This window comes from Azospirillum oryzae (assembly GCF_008364795.1).
GTDB lineage: Bacteria > Pseudomonadota > Alphaproteobacteria > Azospirillales > Azospirillaceae > Azospirillum > Azospirillum oryzae.
In genome coordinates this window covers 149701-173461 of record NZ_VTTM01000006.1, presented here as the reverse complement: position 1 = coordinate 173461, position 23761 = coordinate 149701, and the positions used below count along the sequence as shown (strand labels likewise).

Below are 23761 nucleotides of genomic sequence, written 5' to 3'. Positions count from 1 at the left end.
ATCCGCCCTTCGCTGCCTCCGTGCACCAACGCCGTTCGCTACCGGTCGGTGCAGGAAATGCATGGGTCCACCGAGGCCTGGATGATCGAGAGGTCGGCCAGCGTCTGGCCCATCACCATCGGTTCGATCGCCGGGATGTTGACGAAGGACGGGGTGCGGATCTTGACGCGGGCCGGCGAGGCCCCGCCTTCCGAGGCGACGTAGTAGAAGGCCTCGCCGCGCGGCGCCTCGGTGCGGATGGTCGCCTCGCCGGCCGGTATCTCCGGCAGCCCCTGGGTCGCCCTCAGCGGGCCGGGGGGCAGCGACAGCAGCGCCTCGCGGATCAGCCGAACGCTCTCCATCATCTCCAGCGCCCGCACCACGACGCGGGCCTGAACGTCGCCTTCCGGCCGGACGACGCTCTCGAAGCCGAGATCGGCGTAGGACAGGTAGGGCTGGTCCTTGCGCACGTCGATGTCGAGACCGGAGGCGCGCGCCACCGGGCCGACCACCGCCCATTCCACCGCCTGCTCCCTGCTCAGCCGGCCGACGCCGCGGGTGCGGGCCAGCGCGGTCGGGTTCTGGGTGAAGGTGGGGATGACGATCTCGCCCAGTCCCTTGGCCAGCGCGTCAAGCGCCGGCAGATGCGCCGCCGGATCGGGGATGTCGCGCAGGACGCCGCCGATGCAGTTCATGCCGTAATTGACCCGGTTGCCGCTGATCGCCTCCAGCGTGTCCATCACCCGCTCGCGCAGGGTGAAGACCTCCATGAACAGCGAATGGAAGCCGATGTCCTCCGCCCCGACGCCGGCCCACAGCAGGTGCGAATGCAGCCGTTCCAGCTCGGCGATGATGGTGCGGATGTGGGCGGCGCGCTTGGGCAGCTCGATGCCGGCGATGGTCTCCGCCGCCATGCAGAAGGTCATGGCGTGGGTGTTGGAGCAGATGCCGCAGACGCGCTCGATCAGGGTGATGACCTCGACCCAGTTGCGTTTCTGCGCCAGCAGCTCGATGCCGCGATAGCTGAAGCCGACCTCGACGGTGGCGGACTCGATGACCTCGCCCCTGCACTGCACCTTGACCTTGAAGGGCTCTTCCAGGGCCGGGTGATAAGGGCCGAGCGGAAAGCTGTAGGGCATGGCCGGGAACTCCTAGGAACGGGCCGGAGGGGGGGCGGGCGGCGAGGCCGGGGGAGAGGCCAGCGGAGAAGAAGGCTTGCGGGCAACCGTCGCCGGGCGGCACATCGCCTCGCGCAGCGTCGCCGTGTCGATCCCCTCCGGGCGGATCAGCGGGACCGGGTTGGGGTGGCCGGGGAACTCGACCGCGAACAGGTCGCGGATCTCGCGCTCGGCCCAGGACGCCGCCCGGACGCTGGGCGCCAGCGAGGCGAGCGCGCCGTTGCGGGTGCAGGTCTTGACGTTGATGATCCGATGTTCGTCGATGTAATGGTAGATCACCGTCGATTCGGCGCTGTCGGGGTGCGGAATGGCGGTGACGGTGCCGAGCCGGATGCCCAGTGCCGCCATCGCGGCGGCCATCGCCTCCACATCCAGCAGCGGAGCGTCGGCCCACAGCGCGCCGTTGCGGGCGGCGACCGAGCGGACGCCGGGAATGGCCCTGAGCGCCTCGGTCAGGCGCGGGAATGCGCGTTCGGTGCTTTCGATGTCGGCGGTCATGGTGTCAGCGGTCATGGCGACCTCCCTCCGCGACGGCGCCGTCCGGGATGAAGGCGGTGCGCAGACGCGCGCTCGCCGCCCAGCGACGGCAGTCGGGGCAATAGCCGCGCTCGGCCTCGTCCGCACCCGCTGCCCACAGCGCGTCCATCGTCGCCGCCGGCAGCGGGACATGGGCGGCGCCGCAGCGGGTGCAGGGCTGCAGGCGGATGACGCTTTCCAGCCGCAGCCCGTCGCCGCTGGCGCTGTTCATCGAACCGGGGACGTCGGCGCGCAGATGGATCGCCCGGGTCGGGCAGTTCTGCTCGCACAGCCCGCAGAAGGAGCATTGGCCGATGAAGAAATGCCAGGACACCGAGACGCCGGGTTCCTGGGTGAAGTGGATGGCCTTGGGCGCGCAGACGAAGGCGCAGGTGCCGCAGGCGGTGCAGCGGCCGGCATCGTGGGTGAGCGCACCGCGGTATGTCGGGGGCACGACCGGCATGTCGGCCGGCGCGCGGGTGCGCGACGGTCGCAGCAGGTTGCCGAGGATGGTCTTCAGCATTGCCATGGCGGTATCCCCCTTCACCGGACCAGAGTCGCGGCCATCGTGATGGCCGAGGCGAGGCCGCCCCAGACCCAGTAGAAGCGGAAGGCCTGGGTCAGGCGCAGCCGTGCCGTGGTGGTCGCCAGCAGCGTCACCCCGCCCAGCACCAGGATGCCGGCGACGAGATAGACCACCAGATTGACCAGTGGCCAGGGCGTCGCCGGGATGAAGACGACGGCGAACAGCTCGGTCAGCAGCACGACCTCGATGGCGTGGGACAGCTTGAACAGCGCCAGCGGCGGGCCGCTGTATTCGATGTGGCTGTCGGCGATGATCTCGTGCTCGGCGTTGGCGATGGAGAAGGGGTTGAGCTTCATCCGCGCCGGCAGCGCCAGCAGGAAGGTCACGGCCGCCAGCAAATGAACGAGGCCGTAGGGCACCTCCTGCAGGGCGCGCATCTGGAAGCTGCCGGCCATCTGCGCCATGGCGATGATGGCGACCAGGAAGGGCAGGTTGTAGGCCAGCGACAGGATCGCCTCGCGCATCGCCGCGACCTGCCCGTAGATCGACCGGCTGACATAGCCCGCGAGCACCTCGCACAGGACCGGCACCTCCATCAGGTACAGCAGCAGCACGACGTCGCCGGGCAGCGACGGCACCGGGTTGCCGGGCAGCGGCACGATGGCCAGCGCCGCCGTCACGGCCGCCACCGACACCAGCGGCAGCGCCAGGAAGATGCCGCGGCTGACGCCCCGGGGAATGACTGTTTCCTTGCCCAGCAGCTTCATGACATCGAAGAAGGGCTGGAAGAAGGGCGGACCCTGGCGGCCTTGCAGCCGGGCCACCAGCTTGCGCATGAACCACAGCTCTAGCCAGCCGAGCGGGGCGGCGAACAGCAGGCCGGGCCAGACGGCGATGGCGACCAGATAGGACCAGACGGCGTTCATGACAGCCTCCCGCACCGGCTCTCAGGCTGGCTTCGGGCAAGCCGGCTCTTGGCCAACTGGCTCTTGGTCGCGCCGTCCTCCAGCAGCTTGGCAGCGCGGGCGATGCCGTCCAGGATGGCCTGGGGGCGCGGCGGGCAGCCGGGCACCCAGACATCGACCGGAACGACGGTGTCGAGCGAGCAGCTCAGCACCAGCGGGCTTCCGGCGAAGACGTTGCCCGACGATGGGCAGGATCCCAGCGCCACCACCGCCTTCGGGTTGGGAACCTGGGCGTAGATGTCCAGGATCGCCTCACGGGACCGCAGGGTCAGCGTGCCGGAGATCAGCACGATGTCAGCGTGCTTGGGCGTGCCGTGCAGCTCGATGCCCAACTGCTCGGCGTCGTAGCGTGGACTGAGCAGCGGCGTGATCTCGATGTCGCAGCCGTTGCAGGAACCGGCGTTCAGCCGGCAGATCCAGGGCGACCGGCGGCGCGAGATCGCGATGACCCGTTCGATGAGGTTCATTTCACACCTCCCAGCGGGTTGGCCACCAGCGGGCCAGTCAGTTCAGCGACGTGCGGATGAGGCTCGATCGCGGGGCGCAGCCGGTTCGGGGTCAGCCCGAACAGCACCGGTGCGACGGCGAAGACCAGCAGGACCACGGCGGCGGCACGCGGCAGCGGCTGCCCACCCGTTCCGACGGAAGGCCCCGCGATCGCCGGACCGAGCCAGACCCGGTGGATGACGCGGACGTAGCACAGCAGCGCCATCGCCGAGGAGGCGTAGAGCACAGTGAGCAGCAGCGGCCCGCCCAGCTCTGCCCCGGCCAGATAGAGCCGCCAATGGCCGATGAAGCCGAGCGTCGGTGGGATGCCGATGAAGCCCAGCGCTCCCAGCATGAAGGCGGCGCTCGCCACAGGCAGCGGGGTCGACAGGCCGCGGTCGTCCAGCGTCACCGCCCGGCCGAGATGCCATTCCGCCGCCCCGACCGCACCGAACAGCACGATCTTGCCCAGCGCGTGGCCGAGAATGCCGAACCATGCCCCAGCCATGCCGTCGGCGCCGCCGATGACCAGCCCGAGCAGCAGATAGCCCATGTCGTCGATTGAGGAGAAGGCCAGCATCGGCTTCAGCGCGCGCTGGGCCAGCGCCAGCAGCGCGGCGCCCAGCAGCGACAGCACCGCCAGCCCGATCCACAGCGGCGCGAAACCGGTGAAGATCCAGGGGGCGGTTTCGCGCAGCGTCAGCAGCTCGCAGAAGGCGCCGACATCGACCACCGCGACGATCAGCGCGGTGGTCATCGCCGACGAGGCCCGCGCCACCGCCGGCAGCCAGAAATAGACCGGCACCAGCCCCAGCTTCAGCGCGACGCCGATCAGCAGCAGCGCCACCGCCAGCTTGTCCCACGGCGCGCCGGGCCGCAGCGTGCCGAGGCCGGTCAGCGCCAGCGCCGCCCAGGTGCAGAGCGTGGCGAGGACCACCGCCGTCAGGTATTTGCGGGCGGCGGCCCGCGCCGCGTCGGTTCCGCCGCTCCACACCATGCCGACCGCCACCAGCTCGGCGGCGGAGGCGAGCAGGGTCGCCGTCCAGGAATGGGGCCAGGAGTGGCCGGCCAGCCGGGCGGCGATGGCGAGTGCGACCGTGGCGGCGGCAAAGCGCCACCAGGATCGATCCCCCTGCGGGATGGCGCGGGCGTAAAGGCCGACGCCGAGCGCGATTCCCAGGAAGAGTGGTATCAGGACCGTGTCCATGTCGATGCCTCCGGCAGCGCTCAGACCAGCCACACGCCGGCCAGCGCGGCAATCGCGACGAGACCGATGGGCAGCAGCGGGCGATCCTCAAGGACGGCGTCCGCCGCGGTCTGCGCCGCACCGGCCACACGGGTCAGGGCGCGCCAGATCCGGAGATAGCCGGGATCGGGATCGAGCGAATAGACGGGGTGAAATGCGATTTCCGCCATCTCGGCGAAATCGACGGCGCCGGGCCGGTCGCCGGCCGGCAGCGGCTCGCCGCCGGAATAGACCGACACCAGCCCGGGGGCCGGCGCCTGCGCCAGCCGGTAGACCAGCAGCCCCAGCATGGCCGAGGCCAGCACCACGCCGCCGCCGACGGTCACCGCGATGGTGCCGCGGTCGGTCAGGATGCCGAGCCAGCTCATCTCCACCGCCCAGTCGAAGCCCAGCGAACGCACCGCCGGGGCGACGATCGGCAGCATCAGCAGTTGCGGCGCGACGCCGAACAGCAGGCACAGCCCGGCCATCGACCCCATGCCGGCCAGCATGCTCGGCGACGCCTCGTGTACCGCACGGCCGAGCAGCGCTTTGGACGGCACGCCGTAGAAGGCGTTGACCGTGGCCTTGAGGAAGGAGAAGGCGGTCAGGATGCTGCCGATCCAGCCGACCAGCACGACGACCAGCAGCCCCTTGTCGAGCGCTGCGCTGAACAGCAGCCATTTGGCGACGAAGCCGTTGGTCAGCGGCACGCCGGCGATCGACGCCGCGGCGATGATCCACACCTTCGCCGTTCCCGGCATCGCCGACGCCAGACCGCCGAGGTCGCGCAGGTCGCGGGTGCCGGTGGCGTGCTGGATGGCGCCGGCGCACATGAACAGCGTGCCCTTGAACAGCGCGTGGCTCAGGCAATAGAACAGCCCGGCCGCCAGCCCGAGATCGGTGCCGAGCGCCAGCCCGACGACGATGTAGCCGAGCTGGCTGACGGTGTGGAAGGCGAGCAGCCGCTTCAGGTCGGTCTGCGCCATGGCGAAGATGACGCCGACCAGGATGGTGACGCAGCCGACCGCCAGCAGCGGGGTTCCCATCGCCTCATGCCATTGCCCACCGCCCACCACATACATGCGGGCGATCAGGTAGACGCCGGCCTTGACGTAGCAGGCGGAATGCAGCAGCGCCGACACCGGCGTCGGCGCGTTCATCGCCTCCGGGATCCAGGTGTGCAACGGGAACATCACCGATTTCGCCATCGCCGCGACGATGAACAGCGCGGCGACGCCCGAGGTGAAGGCGGAGGCGACGGCCGGATCGGTCCAGGCCAGCGTACCGGCGCGGGCATAGACCAGCACCAGCCCGACGAGGAATCCGTAGCCGGCGAGGTGCGTGATAACCAGCACCTTGCGGGCGCCGTCGGTCGCCGCCTTCTGCTTGTACCAGAAGCCGACCAGACTGTAGGAGCACAGCCCGATCACCTCCCACGCCACATAAGCGCCCAGCATGTCGGCGGCGCCCGCCAGCAGCAGCAGGCCGGCGACGAAGATCAGCATGATGGCGTAGAAGCGCGTCGTGCCCTGCTCCTCATGCTCCATGTAGCGGACGGAGAACAGCAGGATGGCGGCACCGATGCCGGTGCCCATCACCATGAACAGGACACTCAGCCCGTCGACGCGCAGGCCGATCGACAGCGGACCGTCCCAGCCGGCAAGCAGCGGCGCCTCCGCCGCGACGCCGGCCATGCTGGCCGGCACCAGCGTCAGCGAGGCGAGGAAGGAGGCGAAGACCACGGCGGTCGCGAGCACCCCCTTGCCGACCGGCGTCAGCCAGCGGGCGAGCAGGAGTTGAAGGACGAAGCCCCCGAGCAGGAGAAGAATAGGGAGCGTTGTGGACGTCATGACCAGCCCCTTTCTCAGCCACCGGCCAGCGGCGGAAAGATGAAGACGTCGGAGTCCGGCGACAGTGGCGTGTCCAGCCCCTGAAGACCGCGCACGTCCTGGCCGTTGACCAGGATGATGGCGTAGCCGGCGAGTTCGCCGTCCTTCAGGATCCAGCGGGCAAAGTTCGGGCCGTATTCGGCGGCCAGATCGCGCAGCAGGTCCCGCAGGGTCGCCGCGGGACGCTGCCACACCTCATGCGACTTCTTGGTGGCGTCGCGCAGCAGCGCGAAATAGGAGATTTTCATGGGACAGGGCCCTTCTTCCAGGACCGCCGCCTGACCACCGCCACCCGACTGCCGCCGCCGCGGCGGATGGCCGCGGCGGGCGGTCCGGACAGGGTCAGGCCAGCGCCAGCGCGCTCAGCTTCTCCGGCGTGGGCACGCCGTTGGCGTCCCAGCCGCGAACGCCGTAGTAGAGCGGCAGCATTTCCGGCAGGCGGCTGACCGCCCCCTTCGACGGGCCGGTCACGATCGGCTCACTCAGCAGGCGCGGCGGCAGGGTGTCGTCGGCGGCGGTCAGCCCGGCCTTCAGGTTCCACAGCCGCTCCAGGTTCCAGATCCGCTCGCCCGCCTCGATGAAGCTGTCGCCGGTGTAGGCGAAGCCGGTCAACGCCGTCATCAACTCGGCGAATTCGGGCGCACCGATGCCGAAGGTGGCGAACAGGCAGGATCCGCTCGAATCCAGCGCCGCCGTCAGGTTCTGGAACAGGGCGACCAGCTCCGCCTTGCCGTCGATGCTGTCCTTGTCGACCTTGACCGGCACACCCAGCACCTCGGGGCTGATGGTGTAGCCGCGGACGTGACAGCCGCCACGGTTGTTGGTGGCGTAGTTCAGGCCGATGCCCTGGACCGCGCGCGGGTCATAGGCCGGCATCTCCTGCTTCTTGACGGTCATCGACAGTTCGGGATGGCCGTAGAGGCTGGCCAGCCGGTAGGAGCCCAGCGCCAGCTTCTTGCCGAAACCCTGGCCGATGCCGGCCAGCCGCACCGCCTCCACCATTGCGTCGGCATTGCCGAAAGTCAGCTCCAGACCCTCGGTGTCCTCCAGCGTGATGATGCCGCGGTCGAACAGCTCCATTGCGCAGGCGACGGTGCCGCCCATCGAGATGGTGTCCAGGCCGTATTCGTTGCAGTAGTAGTTGGCCTTGATCACCGCGTCGAGGTTGTCGATTCGGCAATCCGGGCCGAAGCCCCAGGCGGTTTCATACTCCGGCCCCTCGCCTTCGCCCTTGTATTTGGGGTGTTTGACCTTGGTGGCGCGGCCGCAGGAGATGATACAGGAGAAGCAGCCCTTCGGCCGCTGCAGCTGGTTGGCCGCCAGCGTCTCGCCGCCCACCTTGTCGGCGGTCTCGAAATGGCCGTCCTGGAAGTTGCCGGTCGGCAGGCCGCCCACCGAGTTCAGGATGTTGACCAGCACGTTGGTGCCGTAGAGGCGCAAGCCGGTGCCGCCGACCGGATGCTCCTTGATCATGGTGCTGGCCTTGCTCACCGCGGCGAGGAAGGCGGTCTTGTCGGCGACGGTGACCGCACCAGTGCCGCGCACCACCACCGCCTTCAGGTTCTTCGACCCCATCACCGCGCCGACACCGGTGCGGCCGGCGGCGCGCTGCATGTCGTTCATGATGGAAGCGATGAAGGACAGATTCTCACCGGCCGGGCCGATGCAGGCGATCTTGGCGTCGGTCGCCGTCTCGGCGTTCAGCGTCTCCGTCGTCTCGGGAACGTCCTTGCCCCAGAGATGGGCGGCGTCGCGGATCTCCACATTGTCGTCCTGGATCCACAGATAGACCGGCTTCGGCGAGCGACCCTCCAGGATCAGCATGTCGTAGCCGGCGTATTTCAGCTCCGGCCCCCAGGCGCCGCCGGAGTTCGAAGCGGCGATGGTGCCGGTCAGCGGCCCCTTGGTGACCACGTCGTAGCGGCCGGCTGACGGCGCGAAGGTGCCGGTCATCGGACCCGATGCGAAGATCAGCTTGTTCGCCGGCGACAGCGGGTCGACGGTGGGATCCACCTCGTCGTACATGTATTTGGTGCCGAGGCCGCGGGCGCCGATGTAGTCGCGCGCCAGGTCGGTCTTCAGCGCTTCGGTGGCGATCTTGCCGGTGCTGAGATCGATCCGAAGGATTTTTCCTGTCCAGCCGTGCATGATCAGACCTCCGCAAAGGCATTCTTGAGCTTGGTGGCGAAGGAGCGTTTGCGCGCCTGCGCCGACACGGTGTCCTCGACCCATTCCAGCGCGTGGGTGGGGCAGATCGTCGCGCAGGCCGGATCGCCACCGCAGGTGTCGCATTTCAGGATCTGCGACCCCAGGAAATCCCAGGAGGCGCAGCCGAACGGGCAGGCCTGCACGCACATCTTGCAGCCGATGCATTTCGACTGATCCAGCTCGACCTGGCCGTTGGCCGGGTTGCGGTGCATCGCCTTCGGCATGCAGACGGTGGTGCAGGCAGCGTCCTTGCACTGCTGGCACATCATGGGGACGGAGAAGCCTTCACGTTCCCAGGTGTAGACATGGATGCGAGAGGCTTTCGGCCGAAAGTCTCCTTCATGCTCCATGGAGCAGGCGAGTTCGCAGTTGCGGCATCCGGTGCATTTGTCCGGATGGATCATCAGCATCATGCTCATGGTCGGGTGACCTCCTAATAGCCGTGACGCGGGCTCCGCTTCTCAGCGCTCCTGTCGAGTGCGTTCCGGCCGTTCTGGCCGGCCGCTCTCGCGCGTCCGGTGTTGGGCTGGTTCCTCGGATCGTGGCTTGGCCGGCTTGCGGCAACAGGGGATCACCGCCGGTACGGCGGAGAAACCGCCGGGCGTGGCCAAAATCTTGACCTGAGGCATGGGGGACTGGCCCGGGGATGAAGCCGGCCTGTCGTGATCGGGATGCCCGTCAGGGCGGATGACAACCCGGGGTGTTCGTTGTCGATCCGCCGGAGCCCAGGGCTGTCGGGCGGATGGTCCGCGTCGTTGGGATGACCATAGTCGTTGACCCGTTATGATCGAAACAACATAGGGCCAGGCTGTTAACCTTGCCTGGAGGGCGGGGCCGCCAATCTTTGGACCAGACTGCTCTTTCTTATCACCAGCCTGCATGCGCCGATATGATTTACATCAACGCTTCTGCGCTCGTTATGGTGAAGACATGGAATCGGCCCTAGGGAAAGCCTAGATTTCTTCGGAAACTTACCGATGCACGAACTATCATTGTGCGAAAGCATCGTCACCCTGGTGGTCGAAAGCGCCGGACGGGAAGGCATCCGCCGGGTGACCCGCGTCACGGTCGACATCGGAGCGGGCGCCGCCATCGATCCGGACGCGCTGCTGTTCTGCTTTCCCCTGGTGACGGAGGACACGCTCGCCGCCAGGGCGGAATTGGCGATCGAGCGGACGGCGCTGAAGGCGCGCTGCGACGCCTGCGGCACCGACTACGCGCCAGACACGCTGATCGCGCCATGCCCGGCCTGCGGTGGGACCCGGCGCACGCTGCTGGCCGGCCGCGACATGCGGGTGGTTTCGTTCGAAGGGGAATAGAGTTTCGGGACGGGTTTCGTCAGGGCTTGCGCCAAGTTGCCGGGAGCTTGGCCATTCCCCGGATCTCCCCTCTCAACAAGGAGGAGACGGATGCGTTGCCCACACTGCCAGTCGGCGAGCACGACCGAGCGTTCGGACCGGACGATGTATGGGTATCGGCGCTTTCGTTGCCACGGCTGCCGGCGCCAATTCAATGAGCGCACCGGCTCGGTGCTGAACCGGCTGCAACTGCCTTCGGACGTGGTGTTCCTGATCGTGTTGTGGCGGCTGCGGCTCAAGCTCAGCCTGCGCGATTTGGCGGAAATCTTGCTGTTACGCGGGCTGGTCTTCAGCCACGAGGCGGTGCGCGACTGGGAGGCCAAGCTGGCGCCGCGGCTCACCTAGGCTTTGCGCCAGCGCCGCCGAGGTAAGATCGGCCGCAGTTGGTATGTGGATGAAACGTACCTCAAGGTCGCGGGTCAGTGGCAATACCTGTACCGGGCCATCGACAGCGACGGTAATCTGGTCGATGTCTTCCTCAGCGCTACCCGCGACCAGGCTGCCGCCGAAACCTTCTTCCGCTCTGCTATCGAGGTCACTGGCATCATCCCCGAGACGATCACCACGGACAAGCACGCCGGCTACCCACCCGCGATTGACGAGCTGTTCGGCGAGGACGTCGAGCACCGAAAATCCAAATACAAGAACAACCATTTGGAGCAAGATCACCGCGGAGTCAAAGGGCGCACCCGCCCGATGCGTGGCTTCAAGTCGCCGGTCAGCGCCGCACGGTTTTGCCGGGCTTACGACGAGGTGCGCAACTTTCTGCGCCCGGCGACCCGGCGCAAGCAGCACGTCCCGGCGGCACGCCGACGGGCAATCCATGTCCAGAGGGTCGCCGCCCTGCGCGACATACTCGCTGTCGCATAGTTCACGGCGACCGCCCTCCGGGCCATTCGCATCGCCGGCTCAGGCGGGGCGTGACACCTGACGGAACCCCTGAAGCAATGCCTAAAAGCAGGCCAACAGATCAATGAGAACGTGTTGTCGCACTTCAGCGTGGTTCCACCCGGTGTTCCAGGAAGAAGCGCATCATCTCCGCCGTGGCGTCCGGACCCTGCGGGTCGGTGTAGGAGCCGGTGGGACTCCCACCTGCCCAGGCATGTCCGGCGCCATGGATCGCCCATTGCTCGCACAGCGTCCGGCCGGAAGGGTCGGTGTGCAGGGTTCGGCTGTAGGAACGCCGGCCGGGGGCTTCGCCGTGCTGCACCTCAGTGCCTAGGCCGGCCACGGCGGCCGTCGCCTGGGCAGCCACCTGATCGCCGTTTCGCGGGTGGACAACGGTATCGCGATCACCGTGGAAGATGATTGTGGGTACCGGGCGGCCGGCACCCGCCCTTCCCGCCCCTGCCCTGCCCATGGCCCCATGGTCGCCCTGGCGCATGGCGGCGAGGGCGGAGGGAAGGTCGTGTGCGGCGCCGGCAGGCAAGCCGGAATGCACGCCGACCGCCGCATAGAGGTCGGGATAGGCCTCCCCCATGATGGCCGCGGCGGCACCGCCGGCCGACAGCCCGGCGATGTAAACCCGGTTCGGGTCGATGGGATGGTCGTGGATGATCCGGCGGGTGATCCCTGCCAGCAGGTCCGGCTCCCCATGGCCGCGGCGCTGGTCTTCGGGTTTGAACCAGTTCCAGCAGCGTTGGGCGTTGGCCGAGGCCGGCTGTTCGGGGTAGGCGACGTAAACGCCGTGCTGCTCGGCAAAGGCGTTCATCCGGGTCCCTGCGGAGAAATCGTCGGGCGACTGGGTGCAGCCGTGCAGCATCACCACCAACGGACGCGGCCCGTCGCCGCGGTTGGCCGGCACATAGAGCTTGTAAGCCCGCGTCCCCGACGCCCCGCTGTGGGACGCCGTCGCAAAGGATGCGCCATCCGGCAGCGGTTCGGCGGGCGGGCGCGGAGCACCGCCACCCCGCAACCCCGTCGGCTGCAGGCGCGCCGCAAGGCCGCGCAGGGTCTCGCCAAGGCCGGTCCTCACGCCCTTTCCGGACCGGTTTCCCGCCATCTTGCCGGTTGGTCGCACGTGATCCTTGGTGTCGCTCCGGGCTTGAGGTCCGGAAGCGGCATCGAGGCGCACGAACTCTCCCTCCAGCACGGTCGGGTCCGGCGCGGCGGCTGGAGCCGCCGCAGGTTCGGTCGCGCCCTCTCCCCGCAGCAGGCGCTGGATCAGGCCAGTCGCTTCGGCGAGCCGGCCGGCCTGGGTCAGGCGGGCGACCTCGTCCATGCCGGGCGGCAAGCCGGTGGGGCGTGTTTGGGACATCTGGATGCTTTCTCGGTTCGGGGATGACGCCGGTATCGGCGCTGCGGGACGCATCAGCGGATGCGGTCGGCGAGCGCCGCCTTGACGGCGGCCGGCGCATGGAGCGCGCCAAGTACGGTCAGCGTGGCGATGGTGGCGCGGGCAAGCTCGGGTGACACGTCCTGGGCGATGGCGGCAAGCCCGAGGACACGGATGTCCAGCATCCGCCCTTGGGCCTGCACGGCTTCCAGGTCGGCACGGCTGAAATGGCGAAGGCCAAGATCGACGCTCTTTCGCGTCACGGATTGGCGGACCACCTCAGCGTGTTTGTCGACCTGGTTGCGGATGGCGGTGCGGATGAAGTCGGTGCGGTTCGAATAGAACCCCTCCTCCACCAGCAAGTCGATGTGACCCAGGTCGACGTAGCCGAGATTGATTGTGATCTTCTCGCTGTCACCGGCTTTCGGTCGCAGGTCTCGCGCCACGTCGCTCATGATGTTCCATCCGTTCACCATCCAACTGGATGGTAGATGGATGGTTCCTGCCCGCTGTTCAAGCCCGACCCCGATGTTTTCGGACGGCCGTCGGCGCGCAATTCCCGCCACCGAGGGTGGCCTGATGCAGAGCAGTGAAAAAGGGGAGCCCGAACGCTCCCCTTTCCCATCATTTCACGAGTGGGCAGCCGCTGGCCTTCGGGTCGATGTAGGCCTGCGTACCGGGGATCTTCTTGATGATCTTGAAATAATCCCAGGCGTATTTGGATTCGGCGGGCGTCTTGATCTGCGCCAGATACATGTCGTCGAAGACGCGGCCGTTATCGGCGATCTTCGCCTCCTTCATCATCATGTCGGTGACGGGCATGCTGCGCATCTTGGCAGCCACCTTGTCGGCATCGTCGGTGCCGGTCTCCTGCACGGCCTTCAGGTAATGGCGGACCGCCGAATACACACCCGCCTGGTTCATCGACGGCATGCGGCCGGTTCGTTCCTCGAACTTCTTCGACCAGGCGCGGGTCTCGTCGTTCATGTCCCAGTAGAAGGAGTTCGCCAGCATCAGCCCCTGCGAGGTCTCCAGTCCGAGCGCCTTGATGTCGTTGATGTTCAGCAGCAGGCCGGCCAAGGTCTGCCCACCCTGGGGAATGCCGAATTCGGCCGCCTGCTTGACGCCGTTGATGGTGTCGCCGCCGGCATTGGCGAAGGCCACCACGTCCGCGCCCGAAGCCTGCGCCTGAAGCAGGTAGGAAGAGAAATCGGATGCGCCCAGCGGATGACGCACACTGCCCTTGATGGTCCCGCCGAGCTGCTTGACCGTGTCGGCCGCTTCGGCCTCCAGCGAATGGCCGAAGGCATAATCGGCGGTGATGAAGAACCAGCTCTTCCTGCCCTGCTCGACCAGCGCGCGGGCAGTGGCAGAGGCGACGGCATGGTTGTCCCAGGTCCACTGGAAGCCGTAGGGGCTGCAATCCTTGCCCGTCAGGTCGGTCGAACCGGGACCGGACATCAGAAACAGGCGCTTCTTGTCCCGCGTGATCCCCTGCACGGCCAGCGCGGCGGCCGAATTCGGCACATCGGCGATCACGTCCACCTTTTCCGTATCGATCCATTGGCGGGCAAGGTTGGCGGCGATGTCCGCCTTGTTCTGGTGGTCGCCGACGATGATCTCGATCTTCGTGCCGTTGACCGCGTTGCCGAACTCCTCGGCGGCCATCCTTGCGGCAACCGCCGATCCTTCGCCGTTGATGTCGGCGTAGATGCCGGAGCGGTCGGACAGCATCCCGATCTTGATGACGTTGTCGGACATCTGGGCCTGCGCCTGGGTTGAGGCCGAACCCACGGCCAGCGTGGCGAAGGCGACGCCGGCGAGAAGGAACTTGCGCATCTTTCACTCCCAATTCTGTCAGTTCTTGGTGATTGGGGCGGTCGCCGGCGACGGCGCCGCCCGAAGGGTCGCGGGACCTTGACTCAATGGGTGGTGTAGCCGCCGTCCACGGGAAGGATCGCCCCGGTGATGGACGCCGCGGCGTCGGAACAGAGGAAGGCGATGGCTGCGGCCACCTCCTCCGGGCCGATCAGCCGGCCGGTCGGCATCTTTTCCAGGAATACGGCCTTCAGGACCTGATCCTCGGGCAGGCCGGTGACCTGCGCCTGCTGGGCGATCTGGCGTTCGATGATTGGGGTCAGCACCGTGCCGGGACAGACCGCGTTGCAGGTGATGCCATGACCGGCGACCTCGATCGACACCGACTTGGTCAGGCCGATGATGCCATGCTTGGCGGCGACATAGGCCGGCTTGTGCGGGGCGCCGACCATGCCCAGCACGGACGCGGTGTTGACGATGCGTCCCCAGCCCCGCTCCCGCATCGCCGGCACAGCCGCCTTTATGGTGTGGAACGCGGCGCTGAGATTGACCGCCAGCAGCAGGTCCCACTTGTCGTCGGGAAACTCGTGCAGGGCGGCGACATGCTGGATGCCGGCGTTGTTCACCAGGATGTCGATCGGTCCCAGCAGGTCAGCCGCCTCCGCCATCAGGGCGCGGGCCTCCTCCGGCCGGCTGAGATCGGCGCCTGAATAGACGATCCGGGTCCCGCTCAACTCCGCGATCTCGGCACAGGTCCGGTCGATCTCCGCACGGTCGCCGAAGCCGTTGACCACCACATGGCAGCCCCGGCCGGCCAGTTCCCGCACGGTCGCCAGCCCGATTCCGCTGGTGGAACCGGTAACCACGGCGTTTCTGTTCTGCATCTATCGGTCCTTGATATGGGAAAATGGGGCGGCTCAGAACGCCACCTGATCGGCGCCCTTGAGGTGGAGCATGGCGCGCGCCTCTTCCGGGGTGGCAACCTCCAGCGACAGTTCCTCCAGGATGCGACGGATCTTCGCCACCTGCTCGGCGCTGTTCCGCGCCAACCGGCCCTTGGCGAGATAGAGGCTGTCCTCAAGCCCGACCCGGACATTGCCGCCCATCACCGCGGCCATGGTCGTGAAGGGAATCTGATGGCGGCCGGCGGCCAGCACCGACCATTCGTAATCCTTGCCGAACAGGCGGTCGGCGGTTTCGCGCATGAAGACGAGGTTGCGCTCCTCCGCCCCGATGCCGCCCAGGATTCCGAAGATCGTCTGGATGAAGAGCGGCGTCTTCACCAGTCCGCGATCCAGGAAATGCGCGAGATTGTACAGATGGCCGACATCGTAGCATTCGAACTCGAAGCGCGTGCCACAGCCTTCACCCAGGTGTTCCAGAATATAGGCGATGTCCCGGAAGGTGTTGCGGAAGATGAAGTCGTCGGTGCTGCGCAGGTAGGGCTCTTCCCAGTCATGCTTCCAGTTCTTGTACCGGTCGGCCAACGGGAAGATGCCGAAGTTCATCGAACCCATGTTGAGCGAGCACATTTCCGGCCGGGCCTGCAGCGGGGCGGCGAGCCGTTCCTGAACCGTCATGTTGAGCGAACCGCCGGTGGTGATGTTCAGCACCGCGTCGGTGGACTGCTTCAGCCGCGGCAGGAACTGCATGAACACCGCCGGATCGGGTGTCGGCTGTCCAGTGCGGGGATCGCGGGCGTGCAGGTGCAGGATCGCCGCCCCGGCTTCGGCCGCACCGACCCCCTGCTCGACGATTTCGTCGGGCGTGACCGGCAGGGCGTCCGACATGGTGGGCGTGTGGATCGAGCCCGTCAACGCGCAGCTGATAATGACTTTCTTGCCTGATGCGGCCATGCAAGGCCCTCCTGTGTTGAACCGCCCGTCGAGGCTGCGGACGATTGAAGATTGAACGTCGCCGAGCGGCTGCGGCGGCGGCTACCGGCGGTCGAGGCCATCCAGGCGTTGAAGATGCGTTGCAAGGGTGGCGGTGACCTCCTCCCGCTGCGCTTCCGTCCAGGTCCGGAAACCGGCGCCGGCCTTCATGCCCAGCCGTCCCGACGCGACCAGATCGCGCAGAAGCGGCAGCGGACCGGGGCTGCGGTCGAGATCGGGCAGGACATGCTCATGAACCGCGAGGGTCAGGTCGGTGCCGACAAGATCGGCATTCTCCAACGGTCCGAGGACGGCGAGCCGCCGGCCGAAACTCGCCTTGACCACGGCATCGACCGTTTCGGCATCGCACACGCCGTTCTGGACCAGGGCAATCGCCTCGCGCCAGAGCGCGTGCTGCAGGCGATTGCCGATGAAGCCGGGAACATCCTTGCGGACATGCACCGGCGTCTTTCCAATGGACGTCAGCAGGCCGATCATCGCGGCGATTGCGGCATCGCTGGTGTCCTGGGTCTGGATCACCTCGACCAGCGGGATCAGATAGGGCGGGTTCCACCAATGAGTGCCCAGGGCACGGGACTTGTCGGAAAGCGGCTCCATGATCCGCGTGATCGGGATGACCGACGTGTTGCTGGCGAGAAGCGCATGGGGAGGCGCGGCCGCTTCGATGGCGGCGACGATGCGTTGTTTGAGGGCGAGGTCCTCCGGCACCGCCTCGATGACGATGTCGGCGCCGGCAACGGCGCCCGCCAGCGTTTCGTGCAGGTCGATCAGGTTGGCGGCCGCGATGTCCTCGCCCAATGCCCGCAGATTGCGGCGGACATGGTCGGGGATCGCGGACCGGCGTTCGGCATCGGGTTCCTGGATGGCGACGCGATGTCCGGCGGCGGCAAAGGCCTGTGCGATCCCGTGCCCCATCAGTCCGCCGCCGATGATCGCGATGCGCTGGTTTGTCATGGCGCGTGCATATCCCCCTTTGCCTGACCGGAAGCCCGTGCCCGCCCCTCTTTCCTGCCAAGGTCCGTAGGATTGCGAGGCGGATTGTTCGGGTGGCGCGCATTTTGGAAGGGATGGTTAGCAACGCGCGTGCCACATGGATAACTGCTTGAAAGAAAAGGATATGCGCCAAGCCGCTTTCACTATGCGGAAGAGCAGAAGTTAGCGATCGCTGACAGTCGACTGCCGCAAAGGGCGGAATACCTCTGCAAATCCGCGCTTTCACCGTGTTCACTTTTCTGACAAACAATGTACAGTATATTGACAATCAGCGACACCGAGGAGCGTGGCATGCAGAAGGATCCGGCCGGTCATTTCGCTGCGGCACGTGCGCTGATGGTGATGATCGATGAGATGATCGACGGCGCCATACTGGTCGATCAGGATGCGCGTCTCGTCTGGTCGAATGACAAGCATGTCTGGTTCAGCGACAAGCAGATTGCGATGCTTGGCTTCCGGTCGCCGGCGGACGCAATCGGCCAACCGGTGGAGCGCATCATTCCACACAGCCGGATGCGCGAGGTGGTGGAAACGGGTCGGTCGCTGCCGCTCGACATCATGCGCTATGGCGAGCACACGCTACTGGTCAGCCGCCTTCCCCTGCGCGATGAGCAGGGACAGGTCATCGGCGCCCTTGCCTTCGCCCTGAAGAACAGCCTGACATATCTTCGGCCCATCGCCGACCGCTTCAACAAGTTGCAGTCCCGCCTGACCCGTGTGGAGCAGGAGTTGGCGGCGAGCCGCGCCTCCCAATACACGGTGGAGAACCTGATCGGCTTCAGCCAGCCGATGCTTCAGGTCAAGCGGTTGGTGCGCAGGGCCGGCCAGATCCGGTCGGCGGTCCTGCTGCTTGGCGAAACCGGGACCGGCAAGGAACTGGTGGCCCAGTCGATCCACGCCTCCTCGGACCGTGCCCACCGCCCCTTCGTCGCCGTCAACACCGCCGCGATTCCCGAAAATCTTCTGGAAGCGGAGTTCTTCGGGGTCGCACCGGGGGCATATACGGGCGCCGCCCGCCAGCCACGCCCCGGCAAGTTCCAGCTTGCCCATGGCGGAACGCTGTTTCTCGACGAGATCGGCGACATGCCCCTGCCGCTGCAGGCCAAATTGCTGCGCGCCCTGCAGGAACGCGAGGTCGAACCGCTCGGGTCCAATCAGGTCATCAAGGTCGATGTCCGCATCATCGCGGCAACCAGCCGTCCCCTGGCCGAGATGGTGCGCAGCGGCACCTTCCGGTCGGATCTGTACTACCGGCTCAATGTCTTTCCGATACAACTGCCGGCGCTCCGTGACCGCAAGGACGACCTGGAGATCCTGGCCCCCCTGTTTTCGGAGAAGATCGCCATCAGTCTCGATCAGCCGATGCGCGAGTTCACGCCTGCGGCGCTGGATGCGCTGCGGCAGCATGATTGGCCCGGCAATGTCCGTGAATTGGCCAACGTCATCGAACAGGTCTATGTGCGTACCGAAGGCGAGCGCATCAGGGCCGAAGATTTCGCGGACATCCTTCCGAGCGCCGCGATCCAACCCCCTGCCCCACCCGACCGGAAGCGGTCCCTGAACGCCGCCATGGACGAATTGGAACGGGCGCTCATTCTGGAATCCCTTGAGGATTGCCGGGGCAACAAGCTCGAAGCGGCCCGGAGGCTCGGCCTTTCGCGCACAAACCTCTACGCCAAACTGCGCAAACACGGCATTGCGTCGCATTCAGACGACTGATGCCAGCCTCTGGACCGCGGCCCAGCATCCGGGCGTCGATGGACGGGCGCGGCCGCTGGACGATCGGGCGAGACCTACCAGGGCGCACCGCTCAGTGCCCCGCCGCCCCCGTCCCTGTCCTTCGGGCGACGATGGCACGGATGCGGTCCTTGATCTGCTCATCCAGCGGATTGTAGACCAGCAGCCCCAGGTCCGGACGGCCATCGACGGCGAATCCGGAAAACTCCATCTCGATGCTGCCGAGTTCGGGATGCTGCAGGCGCTTGATCCCCTCGCTCGGCGCATAGACGTCGTTCTCCTTCCAGAACCGGGCGAAATCCGCGCTGGCCCGGCACAACTCGTCGACGAGGTCGGCAATCTCCTTCACCGCCCCGGCCCGGGCGGCATCGACCCGGAAGGCGCCGACCAGGAACCGCGCCATGCCTTCCCAATCCTTCTGCTTGGCCCGGATCGACGGATTGCAGAACACCAGCCGCAGGATGTTGCGCCGGTCGGGGGGAAGCGTGGCGTAATCGGTCAGAACGACCGCGGCGGCCTGATTCCAGGCCAGCACGTCCCAGGTCGCCGTCTTGATGAAGGCGGGACAGGCGTCGAACGCATCCAGCAGCCGTTGCAGACGCGGACTGACGCCATCCGCCGGCCTGTACCGCATTTCCGGCGGACGGCCGAGCGCCAGGATGAACAGATGCTCCCGTTCCAGATCGGTCAGCAACAGGCTGCCGGCGATCCGGTCCAGCACGTCGGCCGACGGCGCCCCTCCCCGCCCCTGTTCCAGCCAGGTGTACCAGGTCGGGCTGATGTTGGCCCGCTGCGCCACCTCCTCCCGGCGCAGTCCCGGCGTGCGGCGGCGCCCCGTGAAGCCGAAAGCCGCCGGATCGAGCCGCGTGCGGCGGTCGCGCAGGAAGGCGGCGAGTGTGCTGACCTGCTTTGCGTCGGGCTGCATCGGCGATCCTGGTAGCCGCTATACTAGGAAAACGTCACTACTTTAACAGGATATCACAACCCATCAGAGTAGGGTGACGGAATTGGAAAGGTGATGTCCCCATGCGTATTTTCCTCACCGGCGCCACCGGCTTCATCGGCCGGGCGGTGCTGTCCGAATTGCTGGAGGCCGGGCACCATGTCGTCGGCATGACCCGATCCGCTGACGGCGCCCGCGCGCTGGAAGCCGCCGGGGTCGAGCCGCACCACGGCACCCTGGAGGACTTGGCGAGCGTCCGAAGCGGCGCCGAGAGTGCCGACGCGGTGATCCACACCGCTTTCGACCACGACTTCTCGCGCTTTGTCGAGAACTGCGAAAAGGACCGCCGAGTGATCGGCGCGCTGGGCGAGGTGCTGAAGGGATCCCGGCGCCCGTTGCTGATCACTTCCGGGGTCGGTATCGGCGGTGCCGGCCATGGCAGGCTCGCCCGGGAGGATGTCTTCGACGATTCCCACCCCAATCCGCGCATCGCATCGGAGCAGGCCGGCAACGAACTGCTGGATGCCGGCGTCAACGTCGCGGTGTTGCGTCTGCCGCAGGTCCACAACACCGAGAAGCAGGGACTGATCACCCCGCTGATCGCCATCTTCCGCGAAAAGGGTGCCGCAGCCTACATCGGCGAGGGGCGCAACCGCTGGTCCGCCGGTCATCTCAGCGACGTCGCCCGCCTTTATCGGCTGGCCATCGAGAAGGCGGAAGCCGGCGCCCGCTACCACGCGGTCGGCGAGGAAGGAGTCGAGACCCGCGAGATCGTCGAAACGCTGGCGCGCGGCCTGAGGATTCCCGTGGTCTCCATCCCGCAGGACAAGGCGGCGGAGTCCTTCGGCTGGATGACGATGTTCGCGGGCATCGACATGGCGGCATCCAGCGCCCTGACGCAGGCGACGCTCGGTTGGCGACCGCAAGGTCCCGGTCTCATCGCCGATCTGGAGGCGATGCGATACCCATGAGCGGAGGCGTCAGCCGTCACCCTTGAGATAGGCGCGCGGCGACGATCCGAGCACCCGCTTGAACATCGCCGTGAAGGCGGCGGGGTTGTCATAGCCGAGGTCGAGCGCGACAGCGGTGACGCTCTCCCCCGCCACCAGCCGCGGCAGGGCGGCGGCAAGGCAGGCCTGCTGGCGCCACTCCAGGAAGCTCAGCCCGGTTTCCCGCCGGAACAGCCGGGTGAAGGCGCGCCGGCTGACCCCCAGCCCGTCGCACCATTGCTCGATCGTCTCATGCACCGCCGGTCGCCGAAGAAAGCGTCGGCAACGCTCGGCCAGGGCAGGGTTCGTCGGGAAGGGCACGGTCAGCGGCTGGGCCGGCAGATGCTGCATTTCGTAGCGGATCAGCGCCATCACCGCGCCGTCATGGCTGTCCGGATCGTAATCGGCCGGGACATCCACGGCGCGGGAAATCAGGCTGCGGATGAAGGGCGAAAGCCCGACGACCTGACAGCGGTCCGGCATGCCGCCGGTCAGGTCCGGATCAAGGTAGAGGCTTTGGGTGGTCACCGCCCCGATCATGCGGACCTCGTGCATCACGCCGGGCGGAATCCACAGGCCGAAGTCCGGCGGCACCACCCATCGCCCCTGCGGCGTCGACATGATCAGCACCCCGGTGATGCCGGAGATCAGCTGTCCGCGCCGGTGCCGGTGGAGCGGCAGCGTGCCGCCGTCCGGGTAATCGTGGGTGGTGGCGAGCAGTGGCCGCTGGACGGCATCGATCTCGTCGACGCGGACATTTCTGACCATGGCCCGATCTCGTAGGAAACTGGCCTGACCGCGGTGGCGGGCCTTCTCAGCCGACCGTAGGCTTACGGTGCATTCAACGCAACATGCCGGGCGATCCCGGACCGCCCCCTCCTTCAAGGGCGGGACGGACCCAACGCCTGAGGCGGAGAGAAGAGGGCATGCCCCCGTGACCGACACCACCATGAGCCGGCCCCGCACCGGTTCGACGGCCTTTTCCATCCTGGCCGCGATCAGCGCCTGCCACCTGCTCAACGACATGATCCAGTCGCTGCTGCCGGCGGTCTATCCGATCCTGAAAGACGAGTTCGGCCTCAGCTTCGCCCAACTCGGCCTGCTGACCTTCGTCTATCAGGTCACGGCATCGCTTCTGCAGCCGCTGGTCGGGCTCGTCACCGACCGCAAGCCGATGCCCTATTCGCTGGTCTTCGGCATGGGCTCCACCCTGCTCGGGCTTCTCACCCTGGCCTGGGCGCCCGGCTTTCCGGCGCTGCTGGCCGGCGGGATGCTGCTGGGCTTCGGGTCGTCCGTCTTCCATCCGGAAGCGTCGCGCATCGCGCGCCAAGCCTCCGGCGGCGCCCATGGGCTGGCACAATCGCTGTTCCAGGTCGGCGGCAATCTCGGCTCCGCGCTCGGCCCGTTGCTGGCGGCATTCGTCATCCTGCCCCACGGCCAGGGCAGCCTCAGCTGGTTCGCCATCACCGCCCTTGCCGGCATGGTGGTCATGGTCCGGCTGGGAAGCTGGCAGCGGCTGAACGCCAAACCCCGCGCGAGTGGCAGACAGTCGGCGCATCGGACCGAACTGCCGGCCGGACACGTCGCCAGGGCCGTCGGCATCCTGATCGCCCTGATCGTCTCCAAATACGTCTATCTGGCCAGCATCACCAGCTACTACATCTTCTACCTGATCGACCGCTTCGGGCTGTCCACCGGCGACGCCCAGCTCTGCCTGTTCGTCTTCCTGGCGGCGGTCGCGGCGGGAACGGTGATCGGCGGGCCGGTCGGCGACCGCATCGGCCGTAAGACGGTGATCTGGGTCTCGATCCTCGGGATCCTGCCCTTCACCCTGGCCCTGCCCTATGTCGGCCTGACGGCGACGGTGGTTCTCAGCGCCGTGATCGGGCTGGCCCTGGCTTCGGCCTTCCCCGCCATCGTGGTCTATGCGCAGGAATTGCTGCCCGGCCGGGTCGGTCTGGTGTCGGGCCTGTTCTTCGGGCTGGCCTTCGGCGTCGCCGGCATCGGTGCGGCGGGGCTCGGCCTTGTCGCCGACTGGCGCGGCATCGGCTTCGTCTATTCCGCCTGCTCGTTCCTTCCGCTCTTGGGGCTGCTGACCGTCTTCCTGCCGAATGTGGAGCGGCGATAGCCGGCAGGGACGGTGAAGGGTCGAGCGGCCCTATGGCAAAAAAGCCCGCTCTCCTGATCGGAGGCGGGCCTTTTTCCTGGCCTGCTGCGGCGGGCCGGCAGGTTATTCCAGCGGATCCAACATGAAATGCCGGACCGTGTGCCGGTTTTCGATCAGTTCGTCGATGGTCGGTTCATTGCGCATCGCCCGGCCGATGGCGATCTTGGTCGCCTCGTAATTGGTGCGGTAGAGATCGGCGCGATCGAGGTTCGGATCGGTGGGGCAGCGGGGATCGATCCAGACCATCACCAGAATGCACAGGTCGTTGATCCCGTCGCGCGGCAGAACGCCTTCGATGACGCAGTCCAGCACGGCGTCGGCAGTGGCGGCCTGGACGACGCCGCCGAACAGGTCGACATAGGCGCTGGACTTCATCGTCACCTTGGACACCATCATGGTGGCCGGACGGACCATCTGGTTGCAATCCCGCACTGCGAACATGCGGGTGTGGCCGGCGGTCTGCCCCATCATGGTGGCGAACGCGTGGCCGGCCGGACCATCGACCGTTCCGATCACGATCTCCGGCATGGCGTCGGTGAACTGGCCCTCCTTGGCGAAGACGGTGGCTTCGCCGACACGGAACAGCGGATTGGGCATGGGATCATCGTTCT

At 67.0% G+C, this 23761-nt stretch carries 25 protein-coding genes; 6 read left to right on the top strand and 19 right to left on the bottom strand.

Annotated elements, in window-relative coordinates:
- Nucleotides 1-38: 38 nt before the first annotated feature.
- From FZ938_RS17935 to FZ938_RS17890, 10 genes are all read right to left on the bottom strand, one after another.
- Nucleotides 39-1118, bottom strand: a complete 1080-nt coding sequence (locus FZ938_RS17935; protein WP_149199822.1) for a hydrogenase large subunit — start codon at nucleotides 1116-1118, stop codon at nucleotides 39-41.
- A gap of 12 nt (nucleotides 1119-1130) precedes the next feature.
- Nucleotides 1131-1670: an NADH-quinone oxidoreductase subunit C gene (locus tag FZ938_RS17930; RefSeq protein ID WP_246457342.1), complete on the bottom strand. Its 540-nt coding sequence runs from the start codon at nucleotides 1668-1670 to the stop codon at nucleotides 1131-1133.
- On the bottom strand, nucleotides 1660-2202 hold the full coding sequence (locus tag FZ938_RS17925) for a 4Fe-4S binding protein (protein ID WP_149199821.1): 543 nt from the start codon (nucleotides 2200-2202) through the stop codon (nucleotides 1660-1662). Before FZ938_RS17925 ends, FZ938_RS17930 begins: the two co-directional genes overlap by 11 nt.
- A gap of 14 nt (nucleotides 2203-2216) precedes the next feature.
- On the bottom strand, nucleotides 2217-3125 hold the full coding sequence (locus tag FZ938_RS17920; RefSeq protein ID WP_149199820.1) for a respiratory chain complex I subunit 1 family protein: 909 nt from the start codon (nucleotides 3123-3125) through the stop codon (nucleotides 2217-2219).
- Nucleotides 3122-3631: an NADH-quinone oxidoreductase subunit B family protein gene (locus FZ938_RS17915; RefSeq protein ID WP_149199819.1), complete on the bottom strand. Its 510-nt coding sequence runs from the start codon at nucleotides 3629-3631 to the stop codon at nucleotides 3122-3124. Before FZ938_RS17915 ends, FZ938_RS17920 begins: the two co-directional genes overlap by 4 nt.
- Nucleotides 3628-4857, bottom strand: coding sequence for a proton-conducting transporter transmembrane domain-containing protein (locus tag FZ938_RS17910; protein WP_149199818.1), 1230 nt, complete (start codon nucleotides 4855-4857; stop codon nucleotides 3628-3630). The genes FZ938_RS17915 and FZ938_RS17910 overlap by 4 nt, the downstream gene beginning before the upstream one ends.
- Nucleotides 4858-4877: 20 nt before the next feature.
- On the bottom strand, nucleotides 4878-6728 hold the full coding sequence (locus tag FZ938_RS17905) for an NADH-quinone oxidoreductase subunit 5 family protein (protein WP_149199817.1): 1851 nt from the start codon (nucleotides 6726-6728) through the stop codon (nucleotides 4878-4880).
- A gap of 14 nt (nucleotides 6729-6742) precedes the next feature.
- On the bottom strand, nucleotides 6743-7015 hold the full coding sequence (locus FZ938_RS17900) for a MoaD/ThiS family protein (protein ID WP_149199816.1): 273 nt from the start codon (nucleotides 7013-7015) through the stop codon (nucleotides 6743-6745).
- A 94-nt stretch (nucleotides 7016-7109) separates the two neighbouring features.
- Nucleotides 7110-8915, bottom strand: a complete 1806-nt coding sequence (locus FZ938_RS17895) for an aldehyde ferredoxin oxidoreductase family protein (protein ID WP_149199815.1) — start codon at nucleotides 8913-8915, stop codon at nucleotides 7110-7112.
- 2 nt (nucleotides 8916-8917) lie between these two features.
- Nucleotides 8918-9394, bottom strand: coding sequence for a 4Fe-4S dicluster domain-containing protein (locus tag FZ938_RS17890; RefSeq protein ID WP_085091330.1), 477 nt, complete (start codon nucleotides 9392-9394; stop codon nucleotides 8918-8920).
- A 558-nt stretch (nucleotides 9395-9952) separates the two neighbouring features.
- Between FZ938_RS17890 and hypA the strand changes: the two genes are divergently transcribed.
- The 3 genes from hypA to FZ938_RS30845 all read left to right on the top strand — a co-directional run bounded on the left by hypA (nucleotide 9953) and on the right by FZ938_RS30845 (nucleotide 11203).
- Nucleotides 9953-10294 carry a hydrogenase maturation nickel metallochaperone HypA gene (hypA, locus tag FZ938_RS17885; protein ID WP_149199814.1) on the top strand — a complete coding sequence of 114 codons (342 nt, stop codon included), beginning with the start codon at nucleotides 9953-9955 and terminating at the stop codon, nucleotides 10292-10294.
- Nucleotides 10295-10384: 90 nt separating this feature from the next.
- Nucleotides 10385-10678: an IS1 family transposase gene (locus FZ938_RS30850; RefSeq protein ID WP_211101095.1), complete on the top strand. Its 294-nt coding sequence runs from the start codon at nucleotides 10385-10387 to the stop codon at nucleotides 10676-10678.
- A gap of 3 nt (nucleotides 10679-10681) precedes the next feature.
- The gene (locus FZ938_RS30845) at nucleotides 10682-11203 is read left to right on the top strand and encodes an IS6 family transposase (RefSeq protein WP_281497564.1); all 522 of its coding nucleotides are present in this window, start codon (nucleotides 10682-10684) and stop codon (nucleotides 11201-11203) included.
- A gap of 124 nt (nucleotides 11204-11327) precedes the next feature.
- On the opposite strand, the gene FZ938_RS17875 is transcribed toward FZ938_RS30845, so the two are convergent.
- The 6 genes from FZ938_RS17875 to FZ938_RS17850 all read right to left on the bottom strand — a co-directional run bounded on the left by FZ938_RS17875 (nucleotide 11328) and on the right by FZ938_RS17850 (nucleotide 17275).
- Entirely contained in the window at nucleotides 11328-12590 is a 1263-nt protein-coding gene (locus FZ938_RS17875; protein WP_149199813.1) for an extracellular catalytic domain type 1 short-chain-length polyhydroxyalkanoate depolymerase, read from the bottom strand.
- Nucleotides 12591-12643: 53 nt separating this feature from the next.
- Entirely contained in the window at nucleotides 12644-13063 is a 420-nt protein-coding gene (locus tag FZ938_RS17870; RefSeq protein WP_149199812.1) for a CopG family transcriptional regulator, read from the bottom strand.
- 169 nt (nucleotides 13064-13232) lie between these two features.
- A complete protein-coding gene (locus FZ938_RS17865) occupies nucleotides 13233-14447 on the bottom strand; it encodes an ABC transporter substrate-binding protein (RefSeq protein ID WP_149199811.1) in 1215 nt (404 codons plus the stop codon).
- A gap of 83 nt (nucleotides 14448-14530) precedes the next feature.
- Entirely contained in the window at nucleotides 14531-15310 is a 780-nt protein-coding gene (locus tag FZ938_RS17860) for a 3-hydroxybutyrate dehydrogenase (RefSeq protein WP_149199810.1), read from the bottom strand.
- A 33-nt stretch (nucleotides 15311-15343) separates the two neighbouring features.
- Nucleotides 15344-16282 carry a 3,5-dioxohexanoate:acetyl-CoA acetone transferase gene (gene kce, locus FZ938_RS17855; RefSeq protein ID WP_149199809.1) on the bottom strand — a complete coding sequence of 313 codons (939 nt, stop codon included), beginning with the start codon at nucleotides 16280-16282 and terminating at the stop codon, nucleotides 15344-15346.
- Between the two features lie 81 nt (nucleotides 16283-16363).
- The gene (locus tag FZ938_RS17850) at nucleotides 16364-17275 is read right to left on the bottom strand and encodes a 3-hydroxyacyl-CoA dehydrogenase family protein (protein WP_149199808.1); all 912 of its coding nucleotides are present in this window, start codon (nucleotides 17273-17275) and stop codon (nucleotides 16364-16366) included.
- A gap of 393 nt (nucleotides 17276-17668) precedes the next feature.
- Here FZ938_RS17850 and FZ938_RS17845 point away from each other — a divergent pair, with 393 nt between their 5' ends.
- Complete coding sequence (locus tag FZ938_RS17845) at nucleotides 17669-19033, top strand: sigma-54 interaction domain-containing protein (RefSeq protein WP_149199807.1); 1365 nt, start codon at nucleotides 17669-17671, stop codon at nucleotides 19031-19033.
- Between the two features lie 91 nt (nucleotides 19034-19124).
- On the opposite strand, the gene FZ938_RS17840 is transcribed toward FZ938_RS17845, so the two are convergent.
- Entirely contained in the window at nucleotides 19125-19976 is an 852-nt protein-coding gene (locus FZ938_RS17840) for a helix-turn-helix transcriptional regulator (RefSeq protein WP_149199806.1), read from the bottom strand.
- A 101-nt stretch (nucleotides 19977-20077) separates the two neighbouring features.
- Here FZ938_RS17840 and FZ938_RS17835 point away from each other — a divergent pair, with 101 nt between their 5' ends.
- Nucleotides 20078-20965, top strand: coding sequence for an SDR family oxidoreductase (locus FZ938_RS17835; RefSeq protein ID WP_149199805.1), 888 nt, complete (start codon nucleotides 20078-20080; stop codon nucleotides 20963-20965).
- Nucleotides 20966-20974: 9 nt separating this feature from the next.
- On the opposite strand, the gene FZ938_RS17830 is transcribed toward FZ938_RS17835, so the two are convergent.
- Nucleotides 20975-21751: an AraC family transcriptional regulator gene (locus FZ938_RS17830; protein ID WP_149199804.1), complete on the bottom strand. Its 777-nt coding sequence runs from the start codon at nucleotides 21749-21751 to the stop codon at nucleotides 20975-20977.
- Between the two features lie 166 nt (nucleotides 21752-21917).
- On the opposite strand from FZ938_RS17830, the gene FZ938_RS17825 reads away from it, so the two are divergent.
- Nucleotides 21918-23111, top strand: a complete 1194-nt coding sequence (locus FZ938_RS17825) for an MFS transporter (protein ID WP_281497563.1) — start codon at nucleotides 21918-21920, stop codon at nucleotides 23109-23111.
- 102 nt (nucleotides 23112-23213) lie between these two features.
- Here the strand turns inward: FZ938_RS17825 and fae are convergent, their stop codons facing one another.
- Nucleotides 23214-23747 (bottom strand): formaldehyde-activating enzyme, encoded by a 534-nt coding sequence (gene fae, locus FZ938_RS17820; RefSeq protein ID WP_149199803.1) that lies wholly within the window; start codon nucleotides 23745-23747, stop codon nucleotides 23214-23216.
- Nucleotides 23748-23761: the final 14 nt, after the last annotated feature.

Coding starts and splice junctions, on each gene's coding strand:
- FZ938_RS17935 (WP_149199822.1), bottom strand. CDS start 1,118: ATGCCCTACAGCTTTCCGCTCGGCCCTTATCACCCGGCCCTGGAAGAG.
- FZ938_RS17930 (WP_246457342.1), bottom strand. CDS start 1,670: ATGACCGCTGACACCATGACCGCCGACATCGAAAGCACCGAACGCGCA.
- FZ938_RS17925 (WP_149199821.1), bottom strand. CDS start 2,202: ATGGCAATGCTGAAGACCATCCTCGGCAACCTGCTGCGACCGTCGCGC.
- FZ938_RS17920 (WP_149199820.1), bottom strand. CDS start 3,125: ATGAACGCCGTCTGGTCCTATCTGGTCGCCATCGCCGTCTGGCCCGGC.
- FZ938_RS17915 (WP_149199819.1), bottom strand. CDS start 3,631: ATGAACCTCATCGAACGGGTCATCGCGATCTCGCGCCGCCGGTCGCCC.
- FZ938_RS17910 (WP_149199818.1), bottom strand. CDS start 4,857: ATGGACACGGTCCTGATACCACTCTTCCTGGGAATCGCGCTCGGCGTC.
- FZ938_RS17905 (WP_149199817.1), bottom strand. CDS start 6,728: ATGACGTCCACAACGCTCCCTATTCTTCTCCTGCTCGGGGGCTTCGTC.
- FZ938_RS17900 (WP_149199816.1), bottom strand. CDS start 7,015: ATGAAAATCTCCTATTTCGCGCTGCTGCGCGACGCCACCAAGAAGTCG.
- FZ938_RS17895 (WP_149199815.1), bottom strand. CDS start 8,915: ATGCACGGCTGGACAGGAAAAATCCTTCGGATCGATCTCAGCACCGGC.
- FZ938_RS17890 (WP_085091330.1), bottom strand. CDS start 9,394: ATGAGCATGATGCTGATGATCCATCCGGACAAATGCACCGGATGCCGC.
- hypA (WP_149199814.1), top strand. CDS start 9,953: ATGCACGAACTATCATTGTGCGAAAGCATCGTCACCCTGGTGGTCGAA.
- FZ938_RS30850 (WP_211101095.1), top strand. CDS start 10,385: ATGCGTTGCCCACACTGCCAGTCGGCGAGCACGACCGAGCGTTCGGAC.
- FZ938_RS17875 (WP_149199813.1), bottom strand. CDS start 12,590: ATGTCCCAAACACGCCCCACCGGCTTGCCGCCCGGCATGGACGAGGTC.
- FZ938_RS17870 (WP_149199812.1), bottom strand. CDS start 13,063: ATGAGCGACGTGGCGCGAGACCTGCGACCGAAAGCCGGTGACAGCGAG.
- FZ938_RS17865 (WP_149199811.1), bottom strand. CDS start 14,447: ATGCGCAAGTTCCTTCTCGCCGGCGTCGCCTTCGCCACGCTGGCCGTG.
- FZ938_RS17860 (WP_149199810.1), bottom strand. CDS start 15,310: ATGCAGAACAGAAACGCCGTGGTTACCGGTTCCACCAGCGGAATCGGG.
- kce (WP_149199809.1), bottom strand. CDS start 16,282: ATGGCCGCATCAGGCAAGAAAGTCATTATCAGCTGCGCGTTGACGGGC.
- FZ938_RS17850 (WP_149199808.1), bottom strand. CDS start 17,275: ATGACAAACCAGCGCATCGCGATCATCGGCGGCGGACTGATGGGGCAC.
- FZ938_RS17845 (WP_149199807.1), top strand. CDS start 17,669: ATGATCGACGGCGCCATACTGGTCGATCAGGATGCGCGTCTCGTCTGG.
- FZ938_RS17840 (WP_149199806.1), bottom strand. CDS start 19,976: ATGCAGCCCGACGCAAAGCAGGTCAGCACACTCGCCGCCTTCCTGCGC.
- FZ938_RS17835 (WP_149199805.1), top strand. CDS start 20,078: ATGCGTATTTTCCTCACCGGCGCCACCGGCTTCATCGGCCGGGCGGTG.
- FZ938_RS17830 (WP_149199804.1), bottom strand. CDS start 21,751: ATGGTCAGAAATGTCCGCGTCGACGAGATCGATGCCGTCCAGCGGCCA.
- fae (WP_149199803.1), bottom strand. CDS start 23,747: ATGCCCAATCCGCTGTTCCGTGTCGGCGAAGCCACCGTCTTCGCCAAG.